Origin of the sequence: Comamonas odontotermitis (genome assembly GCF_014207855.1) — a bacterium.
GTDB lineage: Bacteria > Pseudomonadota > Gammaproteobacteria > Burkholderiales > Burkholderiaceae_C > Comamonas > Comamonas odontotermitis_A.
Genome location: NZ_JACHKZ010000014.1, coordinates 85,539 through 100,560, shown reverse-complemented (window position 1 = coordinate 100,560; position 15,022 = coordinate 85,539). Strand labels below are relative to the sequence as shown.

Annotated in this window: 14 protein-coding genes; 9 read left to right on the top strand and 5 right to left on the bottom strand. The window is 63.0% G+C overall.

What is annotated here, in order from left to right; genetic code table 11:
- Positions 1-419 precede the first annotated feature (419 nt).
- Positions 420-1,340, top strand: a complete 921-nt coding sequence (locus HNP33_RS12445) for a hypothetical protein (RefSeq protein WP_184708890.1) — start codon at positions 420-422, stop codon at positions 1,338-1,340.
- Between the two features lie 7 nt (positions 1,341-1,347).
- Here the strand turns inward: HNP33_RS12445 and HNP33_RS12440 are convergent, their stop codons facing one another.
- Entirely contained in the window at positions 1,348-2,487 is a 1,140-nt protein-coding gene (locus HNP33_RS12440; protein WP_184708888.1) for a class I SAM-dependent methyltransferase, read from the bottom strand.
- Between the two features lie 12 nt (positions 2,488-2,499).
- On the opposite strand from HNP33_RS12440, the gene HNP33_RS12435 reads away from it, so the two are divergent.
- From HNP33_RS12435 to HNP33_RS12410, 6 genes are all read left to right on the top strand, one after another.
- The gene (locus HNP33_RS12435) at positions 2,500-3,276 is read left to right on the top strand and encodes an SDR family oxidoreductase (protein WP_184708886.1); all 777 of its coding nucleotides are present in this window, start codon (positions 2,500-2,502) and stop codon (positions 3,274-3,276) included.
- 28 nt (positions 3,277-3,304) lie between these two features.
- Positions 3,305-3,679: a dihydroneopterin aldolase gene (locus HNP33_RS12430; protein ID WP_184708877.1), complete on the top strand. Its 375-nt coding sequence runs from the start codon at positions 3,305-3,307 to the stop codon at positions 3,677-3,679.
- Between the two features lie 4 nt (positions 3,680-3,683).
- Positions 3,684-4,682, top strand: coding sequence for a tRNA 2-thiocytidine(32) synthetase TtcA (ttcA, locus tag HNP33_RS12425; protein ID WP_184708875.1), 999 nt, complete (start codon positions 3,684-3,686; stop codon positions 4,680-4,682).
- A gap of 325 nt (positions 4,683-5,007) precedes the next feature.
- Positions 5,008-5,682 (top strand): hypothetical protein, encoded by a 675-nt coding sequence (locus tag HNP33_RS12420; protein WP_233464508.1) that lies wholly within the window; start codon positions 5,008-5,010, stop codon positions 5,680-5,682.
- 4 nt (positions 5,683-5,686) lie between these two features.
- Positions 5,687-6,328, top strand: a complete 642-nt coding sequence (locus HNP33_RS12415; RefSeq protein ID WP_184708873.1) for a histidine phosphatase family protein — start codon at positions 5,687-5,689, stop codon at positions 6,326-6,328.
- A 283-nt stretch (positions 6,329-6,611) separates the two neighbouring features.
- Positions 6,612-7,574: a LysR family transcriptional regulator gene (locus HNP33_RS12410; protein WP_184708871.1), complete on the top strand. Its 963-nt coding sequence runs from the start codon at positions 6,612-6,614 to the stop codon at positions 7,572-7,574.
- 70 nt (positions 7,575-7,644) lie between these two features.
- Here the strand turns inward: HNP33_RS12410 and ruvB are convergent, their stop codons facing one another.
- The 4 genes from ruvB to ruvA form a co-directional block, all read right to left on the bottom strand.
- Positions 7,645-8,724 (bottom strand): Holliday junction branch migration DNA helicase RuvB, encoded by a 1,080-nt coding sequence (ruvB, locus tag HNP33_RS12405; protein WP_184708869.1) that lies wholly within the window; start codon positions 8,722-8,724, stop codon positions 7,645-7,647.
- A gap of 27 nt (positions 8,725-8,751) precedes the next feature.
- The gene (locus HNP33_RS21190) at positions 8,752-10,620 is read right to left on the bottom strand and encodes a trypsin-like peptidase domain-containing protein (RefSeq protein WP_184708867.1); all 1,869 of its coding nucleotides are present in this window, start codon (positions 10,618-10,620) and stop codon (positions 8,752-8,754) included.
- A 203-nt stretch (positions 10,621-10,823) separates the two neighbouring features.
- Positions 10,824-12,305 carry a trypsin-like serine peptidase gene (locus HNP33_RS12395; RefSeq protein ID WP_184708865.1) on the bottom strand — a complete coding sequence of 494 codons (1,482 nt, stop codon included), beginning with the start codon at positions 12,303-12,305 and terminating at the stop codon, positions 10,824-10,826.
- A gap of 220 nt (positions 12,306-12,525) precedes the next feature.
- The gene (gene ruvA / locus HNP33_RS12390) at positions 12,526-13,098 is read right to left on the bottom strand and encodes a Holliday junction branch migration protein RuvA (RefSeq protein ID WP_184708863.1); all 573 of its coding nucleotides are present in this window, start codon (positions 13,096-13,098) and stop codon (positions 12,526-12,528) included.
- Between the two features lie 156 nt (positions 13,099-13,254).
- On the opposite strand from ruvA, the gene HNP33_RS12385 reads away from it, so the two are divergent.
- A complete protein-coding gene (locus HNP33_RS12385; RefSeq protein ID WP_184708861.1) occupies positions 13,255-14,214 on the top strand; it encodes a PhoH family protein in 960 nt (319 codons plus the stop codon).
- A 72-nt stretch (positions 14,215-14,286) separates the two neighbouring features.
- On the top strand, positions 14,287-14,745 hold the full coding sequence (gene ybeY, locus HNP33_RS12380; protein WP_184708859.1) for an rRNA maturation RNase YbeY: 459 nt from the start codon (positions 14,287-14,289) through the stop codon (positions 14,743-14,745).
- Positions 14,746-15,022: the final 277 nt, after the last annotated feature.

Sequence of the window (15,022 nt, the reverse complement as noted above, 5' to 3'; positions counted from 1 at the left end):
TGGCATTTGCAATTTGGAGAGGCCAGACCGCCTTTAATCCGGAGCAACTATTGCCGAAAGTCGCTTGACGCAAAACATAGAACCTAACACAACCCAGCAAATCGCAGATTCGCGGTTGAGACGAGGCGCCTGGCCGCGTCAGGCCGGGCCGCGTCAGGCGAAGCCGCAGGCAATACAGACGGACGACAAAGCTGGGCGCCCCCGACGAAGCAACGACGTATCAAGGGTTGTGTTAGCAGCTCTTATGCTCCCCCAAGGAGCGGCCAGCCCCATCATGGAGGGCCTCCGAAGCCAAGGCCTCAGTACTGAAACAAGGCGAGGACATTTGGCAGCCGCCCAGCTATAGTCTTCACCAAAATAGAAAAAACTATTTATTTTGGCTGCAATAATCAAATTTCCTTGGTTGCCGAACTCCTGCCATGCCATCCCCTTTCCCGTTCACAACGGTGCTGCCCCGCCGCCAAATGCTTGTTGCTACGCTCGCCGCCTTTGCGGTGCCTTCGCTGTATGCAAAGGCGCCGCTTAAAACAGGTGCGTCCCCATTGCGCGAGGTGCTTTTCCGAGGACTAGGAGACGATATGCAGGTGGCTCGGCTTTGGCTGCTGCTTGCCGAGCAGGCACAGCGCGCGGCGATCTTGTCGCGCTGCAAACTGGGCCAGCAACCACTCGCCGAACTGGAATGGGCGCCCGATTTCCAGGTCGCGCTGATGCAAGACTGTCGACAAATCCACACCTTGCCGATTTTTCAAAGGGTGTTTGTGCAGACCTGGCTCGAAGCCACGGATCAGGTGTGGGGAAAACTTTCCTCTCAGGAGCGCAGGCACTGGAGCAACTGGCTTGCAGCGCCGGACGCCTCATCTGCGATCCAAAGCATGCGCGCAGAGAGCCTTTTGAGCTACTGCACGGAACCGGACTGGAATGTAGATGCCCGCACAGGCACTCCAACAGCAATACCCATCGTTCTGGTGGTACAAGGGCTGCGTCAGGCAGGCGTTCTCCCCGTCGTCATTCAAGCCGTGACACAGACCCAGCCCGAGTTGGGGTCACAGTTGATGAAAATCAGCGCTCAGGATCTGAAAAATCCAAGAGCAAACAAGATGCTCTTGGATACCAGTAAAAAGTTGCCTCTATATGCCCAAGCGATTGGCAATCACTACATGGCCCTGGCAGACAAGCGGTGGCCTGCTCGCGCCAGTTGGGGAGATGGCCCTCTGGCAGATCACCCGCTGCAATGCGATTTCGTGTTGCAAGCGAAAATAGCCAAGATAGCGGGAGAAGATGCCATGAAATTGCGCCCCGCCGACTACGCTCCTGCAACGCTTGCCAAATACTGCAGTTAGCGCCTGTTTACAGCCGGTGCATCCGGTCGCCCTGCACAAAGCCTGCAGCATCCCAGAACGCCGCACCCTTGGCCAGCATGATGGCCTTGAAGAACTCGCCCATCTCGTGCTCCAGCATCAGCTTGGCGGCCTTGCTGCGGGCGATGACGTCGAGCTTCTCCATCTTGGCGGCCAACCCGCAGTTGATGAGGAAATGCGCCTGGCTGGTGTAGCCCAGCACCTCAAAGCCCGCATCCTGCGCGGCCACGGCAATGCCCGTGAAGTTGACGTGGGCCGTGATGTCCTTGAGGCCAATCAAGGCGAGCGGGTCGCTGTCCACCTGGTGCAGGTGGTGGCAGACCAGGGTGCCCATGTGGCGCTGCGGGTGGTAGTACTCGCTCTCGCCAAAACCATAGTCGATGAAGATGGCCGCGCCGCGCGTCATGCGGTCGCCCAGGGTGGCGACAAAGGCTTCGGCCTGGGGATGGATTTCGGTCAGATAGTCGGCATCGGCAGGCAGATCGGGCTCCACCGGCGGGCGCAGTGCGGTGGGGCGCTCGGCCCAGCCGAAGCTGATGGCGTCGCCCTCTTGCGCGGCCAACACCACGCCGCGCTCCAGCCAGACGCCCTGGCGGCGCAGCAGCAGCTTGACGGGCATGGCATCGAGCACCTCGTTGCCCACCACCACGCCTTGCAGTTGCGCAGGCAACTCACTCGCCCAACGCACCTTGTCGCCAAAGCGGGCCAGCCGCTCCTGCTGGCGCGCGCGCAGGCTTCCTGACAGATCGACAATGGTGTAGCCCGTGCAGGCATCGCCCAGCGCAGACAACATCTGCTCGGCCAGCGCACCCGTGCCCGCGCCAAACTCCCACACCTCGCTCGTCTGGGTATGGGCAAAGGCGTCCTGCACCTGCGCGGCCACCAGCTCGCCAAACACGGGCGAGAGCTCGGGCGCGGTGACAAAGTCGCTGCCCTCCTCAGGCATCACACCGAACTTGCTGCGCGTATTGGCGTAATAGCCCAGGCCCGGCTCGTACAACGCCATGCGCATGAACTCATCAAAAGCCAGCCAGCCGCCAGCCTGGGCAATAGCCTCAGCTGCGCGTTTGGCGAGCACAATCGTTAAACTAGAGGGTTCTGTATTCACCCCCCTATTGTCGCTGTTCATACAGTGCCTGCCATGCCTTTGCCCTCTTCGACCCCACGCACCGTACTGGTCACCGGCGCTGCCAAGCGCCTGGGGCGGGCCATTGCGCTCGATCTGGCCGCCCACGGCTGGCAGGTGGCCGTGCACTACCGGGGATCGAAGGCAGACGCTATCGAAACTGCTGCTGCTTGCGCAGCCCTATCGGGCGCCAGTGGCCATTTTGATGCAGATTTTGAGGACGAATCGGCCGTGCGCGCGCTGCTGCCCCGGGTGGTAGATCAGCTCGGGCCGGTCGATGCCGTGGTCAACAGCGCCTCGCTCTTCGAGCACGACACGGCTGCAGACTTTGGCTATGCCGCACTGGAGCGCCACATGCGCAGCAACACGGGCGCGCCGCTGGTGCTGGCCCAGGTGCTGCACCAGCATATCGCCCAGCGTGGCGACAATGCGCAAGGCGTGGTGGTCAACCTGCTCGACCAGAAGCTGTGGAACATGAACCCCGACTTCGTCAGCTACACGCTCAGCAAGGCCGCGCTGGAGGCAGCAGGCACCCTGCTCGCGCAGGCGCTCGCGCCGCTGCTGCGCGTGGTGGGTGTGGCCCCGGGCCTGACCCTGACCAGCGACTACCTGACAGACGACAAGTTCGAAGCCCTGCACCGCATGAGCCCGCTGGGCCGCTCCTCCACCCCGGACGATGTGGCCGCCACCGTGCGCTTTGCGCTGGAGAACCGGTCGATCACCGGCACCACCTTGCTGGTGGACGGCGGCCAGCACCTGATGCGGTTTGACCGCGATTTTTCGATGATGTGACGGCAACAACGCCACAACGTCTGCTTTTATGACAACATTTGACACCGGGTTGCAAACCCTGACGCTGACCGGCCTGCGCTTTGATGCCAATCTGGGCATCCTCGCGCACGAGAAGGTGGAGCCCCAGCCCATCCAGGTCGATGCCGAGCTGAACCTGGGCCAGCAGCCCCTGGCCCCCAGCGACGACGACATCATGCATGTGCTGGACTACCGCAAGGTGCGCCAGATCATCATCGACGAATGCACGGCTGAGCACGTGAACCTGCTGGAGACCTTGATTGGCAAACTGGCGCAGCGCCTGATGCTGCTGCCCAATGTGCGCGGCGTGCGCATCAAGATTGCCAAGCTGGAGATTTTTGACGATTGCGAAGTTGCAATCCGCACCGAAACCGGACAATGGTGACCCCATGAACGCACCCACTGACACCGCACAACTGCAAGCTGCCGCCAGCCAGGGCTGGAATTTTGACGACGAGGCCGACCAGGCCGAAGGCCAGGCGGGCGATGCCGTCTCGAACGAAAAGCGCCTGAAGATCCAGCGCGAGAACCACAAGCTGGAAAAGCGCCTGTGCCGCGAAGTGGCCCGCGCCATTGGCGACTACAACATGATCGAGGACGGCGACAAGGTCATGGTCTGCATGTCCGGCGGCAAGGACAGCTACACCCTGCTTGACATCCTGATGAAGCTGCGCGCCCGCGCACCGATCAAGTTCGACATCGTGGCCGTCAACCTTGACCAGAAGCAGCCCGGATTCCCCGAGCATGTGTTGCCCGAGTACCTCAAGAGCGTGGGCGTCGATTTCCACATCGAGAACCAGGACACCTACAGCGTCGTCAAGCGCGTGGTACCCGAGGGCAAGACCACCTGCGGCCTGTGCTCGCGCCTGCGCCGCGCCATCCTGTACAAGGTGGCCGACCAGCTGGGCTGCAACAAGGTGGCCCTGGGCCACCACCGCGACGACATCGTGCAGACCTTGATGCTCAACATGTTCCACGGCGGCATCATGAAGGCCATGCCGCCCAAGCTCGTGAGCGACGACGGCAAGCATGTGGTGATCCGCCCGCTTGCCTATGTGCCCGAGAAGGACACCGAGCGCTGGGCGCAGTACCGTGATTTCCCGATCATCCCCTGCAACCTGTGCGGCAGCCAGGAAAACCTGCAGCGCCAGATGATCGGCGACATGCTGCGCGAATGGGACAGAAAGCACCCCGGCCGCGTGAACAACATGTTCCGCGCGCTCCAGCACGTCATCCCCACCCATCTGGCAGACACCAAGCTGTACGACTTTCAGAACGCCAAGCCCACGGGCGTGGCCGATGAAAACGGCGACAAGGCGTTTGACCACGACGAATTGCCCATCGCCCCCAGCCTGCCCGGTGGCGTTCAGGTCGTCCAACTGGGCTGACCCGGCTGAGAAGCACCATGGCAAGGCTGCATACACGCACACCCCAGGTTGGCGTGTGCGCAGCGAACCCCTTCTTGTATCCCATGGCATGCGCCGCGCCTCTAAGAACGTGTTTACGATCTCCTCGCGCCGCGACAGTGGGTTTGGGGGCGCCCCTGACCGGGCGCCCCTAGCCGGGCGCCCCCAAACCCACTGTCGCGGCTGCGTAGAGATCGTAAACACGTTCTAAGGCCCGGCGCATTTGCTTTTGGTACTGGTGCAGATACGCACGGGGGGTTGGCATGCAGGCAGAGAATCTCCAGAATCGCGTCTTGAAGGAGGCAATATGAACTTGTCCGTACCTGGCCAGACAGGCACCTTGCAGCGCAACGCGCTTACCTGCGCATTGCTGCTTTGCACACTATGGCTGACCGGCTGCGCAGGCGTGCGCAACGTGGAAAGCGAAGTGCAAAGCTACTCGACATTGGCCGAATTGCCCAAGCCCCCCACCTACCGCCTCCAGCTCCTGCCATCGCAGCAGGCGCAGGGCACCGCCTTTGACAACGTGGTGCAGCAGGCGCAAACCTCGCTTGCCGGTGTAGGCCTGCAGCGCGATGATGCCCAGGGCACCCTGGTGGCCCAGATTTCCGCCGAGGCACGCTACATTCCTGACAGCTGGCTGCTGCCCGGCAGCCCCTATGCGCCCTACGGCCCCTATGGCGGCTTTGGCTGGGGGCCCGGGTTTGGCTGGCGTGGCGGCCTGATGTGGCGCGATACCGGCCCCTCGCTGCACTACCGCGCCGTACAGCTGACCTTGCGCGACTTCCAGTCGCAGCAGGTGGTGTACGAAACCTCGGCCCGGTACGAGGACGTATGGGTGGATGACAAGGTGATCTACCGCATCCTGTTCGACTCTGCGCTCAATGGCTTCCCCAAGCCGCCCGCAGGTGTGCGCAAGGTGACCGCCACCGTAGGAGCACCGCCCGCTGGCAACGCAGCCCCGGCAGCAACAAAGCCTTGATGCCATGAACGCAACCCGCATCATTGCCATTCGCCATGGCGAAACCGACTGGAATGTAGGCGCTCGCATCCAGGGCCACACCGATATCGCGCTCAACAGCACAGGCCACAGGCAGGCCCGGCAGATGGCAGCCGCGCTGGCCGACGAGCCGCTGCACCATATCTACAGCAGTGATCTGCAGCGGGCCCTCGCCACGGCGCAGGCCCTGGCAGACGCCAATGGCGCAAAACTGACCATCGACGCACGGCTGCGCGAACGCTGCTTTGGCAGCTATGAGGGCCAGCGCTTTGCCGATGTTGAAGCGGCGCAGCCGCAGGCTGCGCTGCGCTGGCGCAAGCGCGACCCAGCCTTTGCACCACCCAGCGGTGAATCCCTGCAGGCGCTGCAGGCACGCATTGCGCACGTCGTTCATGCACTGGCCAGCCAGCACATGGGCCAGCAGATTGCCCTGGTAGCCCATGGCGGCGTACTCGACACCCTCTACCGCCTGGCCACGCGCCAGGATCTGCAGGCCCCCCGCACCTGGGAGCTGGCCAACACCAGCATCAACCGCCTGCTCTGGACGCCCGACAGCGGCCTGGCGCTGGTGGGCTGGGGAGACACCAGCCACCTGCAGCAAACGGGCATGGATGAGTTAACCAATTGAAGCAGCGCAGTGGGCGAGCACCATTAATTATTAACAATCTTCAATGACCGATGCTTGCAGCCACTGCTTCTATAAGCATCTGAACGATCTGGGAATCAGAACGAAAAATCCGATTGAATTAGGACAATTTATCTCCAATGACGATTAGAAAACCGATGTATATTTGCAATTGAACGCAGGAATAACACTCAATTACTTTTGACAGAGACAGCATGACCACGCAGCGCCCAGGGCAACCGCGCTTGAACATGCCGTTTGTCGCACTGAACCGACCTGGCCTTTTATGACCGACGCTGAACTGCCTCGCAAATCTGCACCAACGCCCTCGCTGCGCCAGTTGAGCTGCTTCAAGGAGGTGGCCAACCACCGCAGCTTCAGCCGGGCTGCGCAGGCGCTCTCCATGAGCCAGCCCGCGTTGTCGTCGGCCATCCGCGAGCTGGAAAATCTGCTGGGAACGGCCCTGTTTGACCGCAGCACCCACCATGTGCGCATGACGCCCGCTGGCGAAGCCGTGCGCCCGCAGGTGGAATGGATGATCAACAACTTTGTGCAAGGCGTGCAGGATCTGCAGCAATTGCTCAAGTACCAGGCCGATACGGTGCGCGTCAGCTGCATTCCGTCTGCCATTCACCTGCTGGCGCCGTGGCTGGCCATCTGGCAAAAAGAGAATCCGATGGTCGACCTGCAACTGCAGGATCTGCGCAACGAAGATTTGCTGCAGTCAGTGGCCAGCGGGGGCTCCGATATCGGGCTGGGCCTGGAGTTCACCGTGCCCTCAACCGTGGAAACCCAGTTCGTCACCGAAGACGAAGTCATGGCGGTGATGCCCGCCAGCCACCGGCTGGCCAAGATGCCCGAGCTGCGCTGGACGGATCTGAACGACGAGCCGCTCGTCATCCTCTCGCGCGGCAGCACCTACGAAATGATCGTGTCGGTGCTGGAGCAGCAAGGGGTGGGTGTGAGCCACACCGAAACCCTGACCTACACCGAATCGCTGTACGCCCTGGTACGCAGCGGCCTGCGCATCGGCCTCATCTCCCGCCTCTACACCCAGTGCCATGTCGACAACGATCTGGTCACCATGCCGCTGAAGGCGCCTCTGCTCTCGCGCCGCATCTGCCTGATGACGCGCAATGCCAACGGCAACCGCCGCCCGGTGGTGCAGCAATGTTGGGACTACCTGTGCAGCAACATGGGCAGCAGCGTGCCCAGCCCCAAAACCGGCAAGCGAGGCAGCGCACTCTGAAACCAGGCTGCGGCGAAAGCCGCCACGCTGCGATCACACTTCCCGGTTGGTAAAGGCGCAGCTCGCCCGCCTACACGAGCGAGCCTTGGCCGCCCTGCCCCGGTGCATCTCCCCCCGCCAAACCCAGGTGGCGGTAGGCAGCCTGTGTGGCAATGCGGCCACGAGGCGTGCGCTGCAGAAAGCCTTGCTGGATCAGGTAAGGCTCGATCACATCCTCGATCGTGCCCGGCTCCTCGCCAATGCTCGCTGCAATATTGTCCAGCCCCACGGGCCCTCCGTCGAAGCGGTGGACAACCGCCTCCAGCAGCTTGCGGTCCATGATGTCGAAACCCAGCGGGTCCACATCCAGCATGGCGAGCGCGCGGCTGGCCATATCCTGCGTAATGCGCCCGTCGCCTTTGACATCGGCGTAATCGCGCACGCGGCGCAGCAGGCGGTTGGCAATGCGCGGCGTACCGCGCGAGCGCCGCGCAATCTCCTGCCCGCCTTCGTCGTCAATCGGCGTATTGAGCAGGCCGGCGCTGCGCATCACGATCCGGGTCAGCTCGGCTGTTGTGTAAAACTCAAGCCGTGCCACGATGCCAAAGCGATCGCGCAGCGGATTGGTGAGCATGCCGGCGCGCGTGGTGGCGCCCACCAGGGTAAAGGGCTGCAGATCGAGCTTGATGGAGCGGGCCGCCGGGCCTTCGCCAATCATGATGTCGATCTGGTAATCCTCCAGCGCCGGGTAGAGAATTTCCTCGACTACCGGGGAGAGGCGGTGGATTTCGTCGATGAAGAGCACATCGTTGCGCTCCAGGTTGGTGAGCAGCGCAGCCAGGTCCTTGGGCTTTTCCAGCACGGGGCCGCTCGTCTGGCGCAGGTTGACGCCCAGCTCCGCAGCCACAATGTGCGACAAGGTGGTTTTGCCCAGGCCCGGGGGGCCAAACAGCAGCACATGGTCCAGCGCTTCGCCACGCTTCTTGGCCGCGCCGATGAAGATCTCCAGCTGCTCGCGCGCCTTGGCCTGGCCGACATACTCGTCCAGCAGCTTGGGACGCAGCGCGCGCTCCAGCGCCTCCTCCTGCGAAGAAGTCTGGCTCGCAGAGATCACCCGGCTGTCGGGCAGGTTGTTGAGAGAGGTGTCGAAAGAATCAGTGTGGATGGTCATGTGTCAGCGGCGTACGCCGCGATCCGGTCACGGCGCAGCCCACACATAATAAGCCAGTCCGTCGTACAAAAGGTCTGGATTGCCCAGCCATGTATCGCGCACGGCAGGATCAGCCGTATAGTGATGGGCGCCGGTGCCGTACTGGTAGGAGCGATACATCGGCACGGCCCCATCGCCACCTTGCGCAGGCACCCACCAGGCAATGCCATCTTCTTGCCAGGACGGGTGGTATTGCCGCACGAACTGGCGTTCGGCCTCGCTGGTGGTGTAGAAATGGGCAACGACATCGGGATTGAAATACCGGTACACGGCCAGCATCCGGGGGCGCTGCTGCTCGGACGCATAAAAAGCAATCCCCTCATAGTTGATCGTGCCAGGCAGCCCGGCAATCACCGCATCGCGCTCCTGCGCCGAAATGGTGAAAAAATCCGCGCCGGATTTCGGAATATGGAAGCGATAGACGGGCGCCGCCGCACTGCTGTCCAATGCAAACGATGCGTTGCCGAGCCAGGGCGAAAAAGTGCTGGCAACAGCCTGGTCCAGCCGCCCATACACCACCCCCTTGGCAGGGCACCAGTTGTCGCCCCCGGTCAAGGTGCCCACCACACGGCCATTCACGAACAAGGCCGATCCGCTGCTCCCCCCCTCTATGCCGCCGCTGTCCACGGCCAGGCGGTAGAACCCGCCATCCTCCGCAGCCCCAGGGTCACAGCTCAGCGATGCACGGGAAGAGGTGTAGTCGAGATAGCAGGACGCCTGCTCCTGGATTCGGCCCTTGCTGATCATCAGCAGATCGCCGTGCGGATGGTGGAGGCCCGCTGCTGCCGTTGCCATAGGTACGGCAGAGGCATCCCAGCCCGCGAACAAGGCACCGGGCGGCGGGGCATCGTTGAGCTGGAGCAGCGTCATGTCATTGCCAAAGCTGGTCGCCAGCCAGCGCGCGCCGCCATAGCGCTCAGCGTAGTTGGCTGACAGGTTCTCGCTGTTGCACGACTGCGAGTAATAGAACCACATCGTCTGCAGCGTGGAGGCCGTAGCCTGGTCCCGCGCACAGTGCGCCGCCGTCAGCACATAAGGCGTTTGATCCTGCTTTGGGTTGTTGACCAGGGTGCCGGTGCATTGAAAGGTATTGGTCTCGCTCACATACACCATGCGCATCACCGCATCCCGCTGGTCCAGCAAGGCGGCCTGGCAGTTCACATCCTGCTGGCAATCGTTGGAGAGCCGCTTGGCGGGCTCCGCCTGCGCCAGGGGTGTGGGGGGCATCACCACTTGCGACACCCACGGCACAGCCATCGCCAGCTGCGCGTCGGCCACCGTGGCAGGCAACAGGATTTCCAGCACCGGCGTCGGGCCCAGGTCCGGCGTCCACCAGGTGCGCGCGCCGGTGGCAGGGTCGGGCGGCAGGCGCTCCAGCAGCGCTGCGCCGGTCACTTCGTAGCTGGCTGCGGCCTGCTGCGAGGCATACATGCGAAACACCGCAGCCTCGGGCAACGCGGCAAACACCACCCCCAGCCGCAGGCCAAAGGCGCCATCGGGCGCCCATTGCAGGGCAGCAGCCCGGCCTCCATTGGGCAAACCGTGCCATTCCAGCAGATTGCGCATTTGCTCTGGCGTCTGCAAGCTGGCAAGCGGGCGCCCTACACCGATCTGGCGTGCACCCTGCGATTCCAGCAACTGCGCCTTGGCCGCGTCCCAGGACGGCATCTCGACCAGGCTCACCTGGCTTGCCACCAGAGCAGCGGCCTGCCTGAGCTCGCCAGCGCGCTCCTTCGGCTCCATACGGAGCGCATCCACCTGCAAGACGGCCTGCGCTGCCCACGCCTGGCCCAGCAGCCACAACGCCACAAACAGCCCACAGCGGCGCAGGCCCGAAAACATTGCACAAAAGGACATAGCGGACTCCTTTTCCGTGCTCGCAGCGCTGCCTGCCCCTGCCCCTCCGCTATCGGAGCCGACCCGCCCATAGGGCTTAATCTAGACACAAGTCAAGATAATGGCAAGCCCTCACTCCAAAACAAGCCCCGTGCGCTGGTCAGGCAAAGAAAAAGGGCCCGCAGGCCCTTTTTGCATCCATCTCTGGGCGTTGACTGCGGCGTTCAGCCTGCCAGCCAGCTCCAGATATTGCTGTTGAACACCTTGTCGAAACGGCCATAGCTGTCTGCCGCGTTGGGCGCCTTGCACGAGCTGGAGCCGCCATACAGGGTGCCGATGACCCGGCCATCATTGAACAGGGCCGATCCACTGCTGCCGCCTTCGGTCACGCCCTGGCTCCAGCGCACGGAGTAGAAGTTGCTCTGCGCGTCGCCTGGAGAGCACGAGACACCGGTACCGCCGGTCGAGACGCAGTTCGTGAAGCCATTGATGGAGCCCACGCTGTACTTCAGCAGATCGCCGCTGGGGTGGTGCAGACCATAGATGGACGCGCCTTCCTTGGCGTTGTTGCGCGCATCCCAGCCCGCCAGCGTCACGCCTGCGGGCGGCGTGTCATTGAGCTTGAGGAAAGACGAATCCGTGCTGGCCGTGGCATAGAGCAAGGTGGCGCCACCGTTGCGGCTGGCAAAAGTGCCCGGAATGCCCGAGTTGCAGCTGCTGGAGCGGTAGAACCAGTTGGTCTGCAGCGTCGATGCCGAAGTCTGCGTCGAGATGCAGTGGTTCGCCGTGAGGAAATACGGGGTGTAATCCTTCTTGGTGTTGTTGACCAGCGTGCCGGTGCACAGATACGAAATGCCGTCGGCGGCCACGAACGTCATGCGCGCCACGGCATTGCGCTCCAGCTGGTAATTGCTGGTGCAGTTGGCATCCAGATTGCAGGCCCCGGCTTGCTGCGCCTTGGTCACATCGGCCAACTCTGCCTCGGTTGGCAGGGACAGGTTCTGGTAGATGTGCGAGACCGAAGGGATCGCAATGCGCACCGCATCGGCAGCCGTGCCCGCAGGCAGCACCACCTCCAGCGTGGCATTGCCAGCGCCCACGTCCGGCGTCCACCACGTGTCTGCCGCCTGACCGCTCTCGCCAGCCTTGTGGTTCTGCGCCAGCAATGCGTTGACCGAGGCGCCGCTCACCTGCACCACGGCATCGGGATGCTCATCGCTGTAGATGCGCAGTTGCGCTGCATCGGGCAGGCCACCGACCACCACGCCCATGCGCAGGCCATACGCGCCTTCCGAAGCAATATGCACGGCGGCAGCGGTACGCCCGTCCGGCAAGGGCTGCCACTGCAGCGCCGCTTGGGTCTTGGCGACCGATGTGGTCTGCGCCACCGCGCGCGGCACGCCGATCTGCATGGCTGGCTTGCCCAGACCCGCCTGCTCGGACTTGGTGGTGTCGAGCTGCGGCAGCACGATGCGCGTGCTGCGCAGCGTCACACCCAGCGGCTGCACCTGGGCTTCGGCCTTGGCCTTGGAGCCCGGCAACACGATCGAATCCAGCACAAAGGCAGTGGGGCTGGTGGGTGTTGTCGGATTGCCGCCATTGTCGTCGTCGCTGCTGGAGCCACCGCCGCACCCTGCGACGGCCATCGCCGCGGCAATGCCACAGGCCCACGCCAGGCCGCGAATCGCGTGCTTGGAATTCTTCATGGTCTTGCTACCTCTCGTTGTTGCCATATCAATGGAAATCTGTACCGAACCTGCGGGTTTGCGCGTCGCTTCAGAACGTGTTTACGATCTCCTCGCGCCGCGACAGTGATTTTGCGGGATGGGATGCGAGGGGCGCGCCTAGCGGCGTAGCGTGCAGCCAATAGCCACCTATTGGCAAGCGCTGCAACGACGCAGACCGCCCGCAAAATCACTGTCCCGGTCATTTTGCCAGGGCCTTGAGCGCCTGCTTGATGCCTTCGGCCACGCCGATGTCGGCCGGCAGCACCTTGAGCGCAGCGGCCGCATCCTTGTCACTGTAGCCCAGCGCGATCAGCGCCTGCAAAATATCGGCCTGCGCGTCGTTCACGGCCACCGCCTTGGCGCCAATGTCTGCGCCCAGCTTGCCCTTGAGCTCCAGCAGCAGGCGCTCGGCAGTCTTCTTGCCAATGCCTGGCACCTTCACCAGCCGCCCGGCCTCCTGCAGCGACACGGCCTGCGCGAGGTCGTTCACCCCCAGGCCGCTCAGGATGGACAGCGCCGTGCGCGGCCCCACGCCCGATATCTTGATCAGCTCGCGGAAAGTCTGGCGCTCCTGCGCAGTACCAAAGCCGTAGAGCAGCTGCGCGTCCTCGCGCACGATGAACTGGGTCAGCAGCACCACCTTCTCGCCCACAACGGGCAGGTTGTAGAAGGTACTCATCGGCACCTGCACCTCGTAACCCACGCCGTTGCAATCCACCATCACTTCAGGGGGGTTCTTTTCCACCAGGGTTCCGCTCAATCGGCCTATCATTCGTATCTTTCCTTGTTACGGCTCATGCAAACCAGGCCCCGGCAGGACGGCTGCCTGATGACAACGGACAATGCGCTGCGTGCATTCTGGTTTGCCTGAGTTCCGTCTGTTTTGCGCCAAGGCACAAGCATACTGATTTTTGGATGGAACCCACGCGTGATCCTGCGCCACACCTTTACGCCCCACGACAACAACCGCCTGGCCAACCTGTGCGGCCCGGCCGACGCCCATCTGCGCCAGATCGAAACCCACCTGGCCGTGAAGATTGCGCACCGCCACGAGCAATTCAAGATCGACGGCCCCAAGGCCGCTGCGAATGAGGCGCTGGAGCTGCTACAGGCGCTGTATGAGATGGCGGACGGCCCGATCAGCGAAGACCATATCCAGCTGATGCTGGCGGGCGACGCCGAGCTGATGACCGCGCCCGAAGGCGCCATGGTGCTCAATACCCGCCGCGCCGACCTGCGCGCGCGCACCCCCAACCAGAACACCTACCTGGAAAACATCGCCGCGCACGACATCACCTTCGGCATCGGCCCTGCCGGAACCGGCAAGACCTACCTGGCCGTGGCCTGCGCAGTCGATGCGCTTGAGCGCAGCAACGTGCAGCGCATCGTGCTCACGCGCCCCGCTGTCGAGGCGGGCGAGCGCCTGGGCTTTCTGCCGGGCGACCTGTCACAGAAGGTTGACCCCTACCTGCGCCCGCTGTACGACGCCCTGTACGACCTGATGGGTTACGACAAGGTGCAAAAGGCCTTCGAGCGCAACGCCATCGAGATTGCGCCACTGGCCTTCATGCGCGGCCGCACCCTCAACAACTCCTTCATCATCCTGGACGAGGCGCAGAACACCACGCCCGAGCAGATGAAAATGTTCCTCACCCGCATTGGCTTTGGCGCCAAGGCCGTGGTGACGGGCGATGTGAGCCAGATCGACCTGCCCAAGGGCCAGATGAGCGGCCTGATCGACGCCGAGCGCGTGCTCAAGCGCGTCAAAGGCATTGCCGTGACCCGCTTTACCAGTGCCGATGTGGTACGCCATCCGCTGGTGGCCCGCATTGTGGACGCCTACGACAAGCAAAGCCGCCCGGTGCGCGCGCACGGCCGCGGAGACTGAGGACTCATAAATTAATCGCTGACCGCGCAGAACCCACCTGCGCCAGCCGCCAAAAAAACATTCAAAAGAACCATGGCCCTGAACCAACTCACCCTCTCCCTGCAGTTTGCCCGCTTCGACGGCGTAGCTGAGCACCGCGCCGCGCTCGGGCGCAGCCAGGTCACGCGCTGGATCCGCCACGCACTGGCCGGCGACGCCGAAATCACCGTGCGCATCGTGGATGCGCAAGAAGGCCAGGCGCTCAACCGCGAATACCGCAAGAAGGACTACGCCACCAATGTGCTGACCTTCGACTACCAGCAGGAGCCCACCGTGCTGGCCGATCTGGTGCTGTGCGCCCCGGTGGTCGCGCGCGAAGCCAAGGAGCAGAACAAAACGCTTGAAGAGCACTACGCCCACCTTCTGGTACATGGCACCCTGCACGCCCAAGGCTGGGACCACGAAACCAGCGAGCAGGACGCCCAGGAGATGGAAGACTACGAAACCGCCATCATGCAGGAGCTGGGGTTTGAAGACCCTTACAAAAAATAGGCCTGCAGCGCGCGCCACCCAGCGCATCAACTCCTGATTCAGTAGCAGCCGCAGGCCCGTAGCCTGCAGCATTCAGCCCGGGTAACGGTAAGCAGTAGTGACTTTTGCGCGACCAATCCAACGGTTTCAGTGCAGCATCCGCACCTAGAATCCTCCTAAAACAGCCTACGCCCAGCGCCCTCCTGCCCAAAGAAGGCGCTGGGAAGCGGCCCGCTGCGCACTGCAGGTGCATACCAGGCACATGGCACCAGGCCTCTGCGCAGCCCTACAACAGGAG

Excerpts from the sequence above, each read along its gene's own strand:
- HNP33_RS12445 (WP_184708890.1), top strand. The coding sequence starts at position 420 with ATGCCATCCCCTTTCCCGTTCACAACGGTGCTGCCCCGCCGCCAAATG.
- HNP33_RS12440 (WP_184708888.1), bottom strand. The coding sequence starts at position 2,487 with ATGAACAGCGACAATAGGGGGGTGAATACAGAACCCTCTAGTTTAACG.
- HNP33_RS12435 (WP_184708886.1), top strand. The coding sequence starts at position 2,500 with ATGCCTTTGCCCTCTTCGACCCCACGCACCGTACTGGTCACCGGCGCT.
- HNP33_RS12430 (WP_184708877.1), top strand. The coding sequence starts at position 3,305 with ATGACAACATTTGACACCGGGTTGCAAACCCTGACGCTGACCGGCCTG.
- ttcA (WP_184708875.1), top strand. The coding sequence starts at position 3,684 with ATGAACGCACCCACTGACACCGCACAACTGCAAGCTGCCGCCAGCCAG.
- HNP33_RS12420 (WP_233464508.1), top strand. The coding sequence starts at position 5,008 with ATGAACTTGTCCGTACCTGGCCAGACAGGCACCTTGCAGCGCAACGCG.
- HNP33_RS12415 (WP_184708873.1), top strand. The coding sequence starts at position 5,687 with ATGAACGCAACCCGCATCATTGCCATTCGCCATGGCGAAACCGACTGG.
- HNP33_RS12410 (WP_184708871.1), top strand. The coding sequence starts at position 6,612 with ATGACCGACGCTGAACTGCCTCGCAAATCTGCACCAACGCCCTCGCTG.
- ruvB (WP_184708869.1), bottom strand. The coding sequence starts at position 8,724 with ATGACCATCCACACTGATTCTTTCGACACCTCTCTCAACAACCTGCCC.
- HNP33_RS21190 (WP_184708867.1), bottom strand. The coding sequence starts at position 10,620 with ATGTCCTTTTGTGCAATGTTTTCGGGCCTGCGCCGCTGTGGGCTGTTT.
- HNP33_RS12395 (WP_184708865.1), bottom strand. The coding sequence starts at position 12,305 with ATGAAGAATTCCAAGCACGCGATTCGCGGCCTGGCGTGGGCCTGTGGC.
- ruvA (WP_184708863.1), bottom strand. The coding sequence starts at position 13,098 with ATGATAGGCCGATTGAGCGGAACCCTGGTGGAAAAGAACCCCCCTGAA.
- ybeY (WP_184708859.1), top strand. The coding sequence starts at position 14,287 with ATGGCCCTGAACCAACTCACCCTCTCCCTGCAGTTTGCCCGCTTCGAC.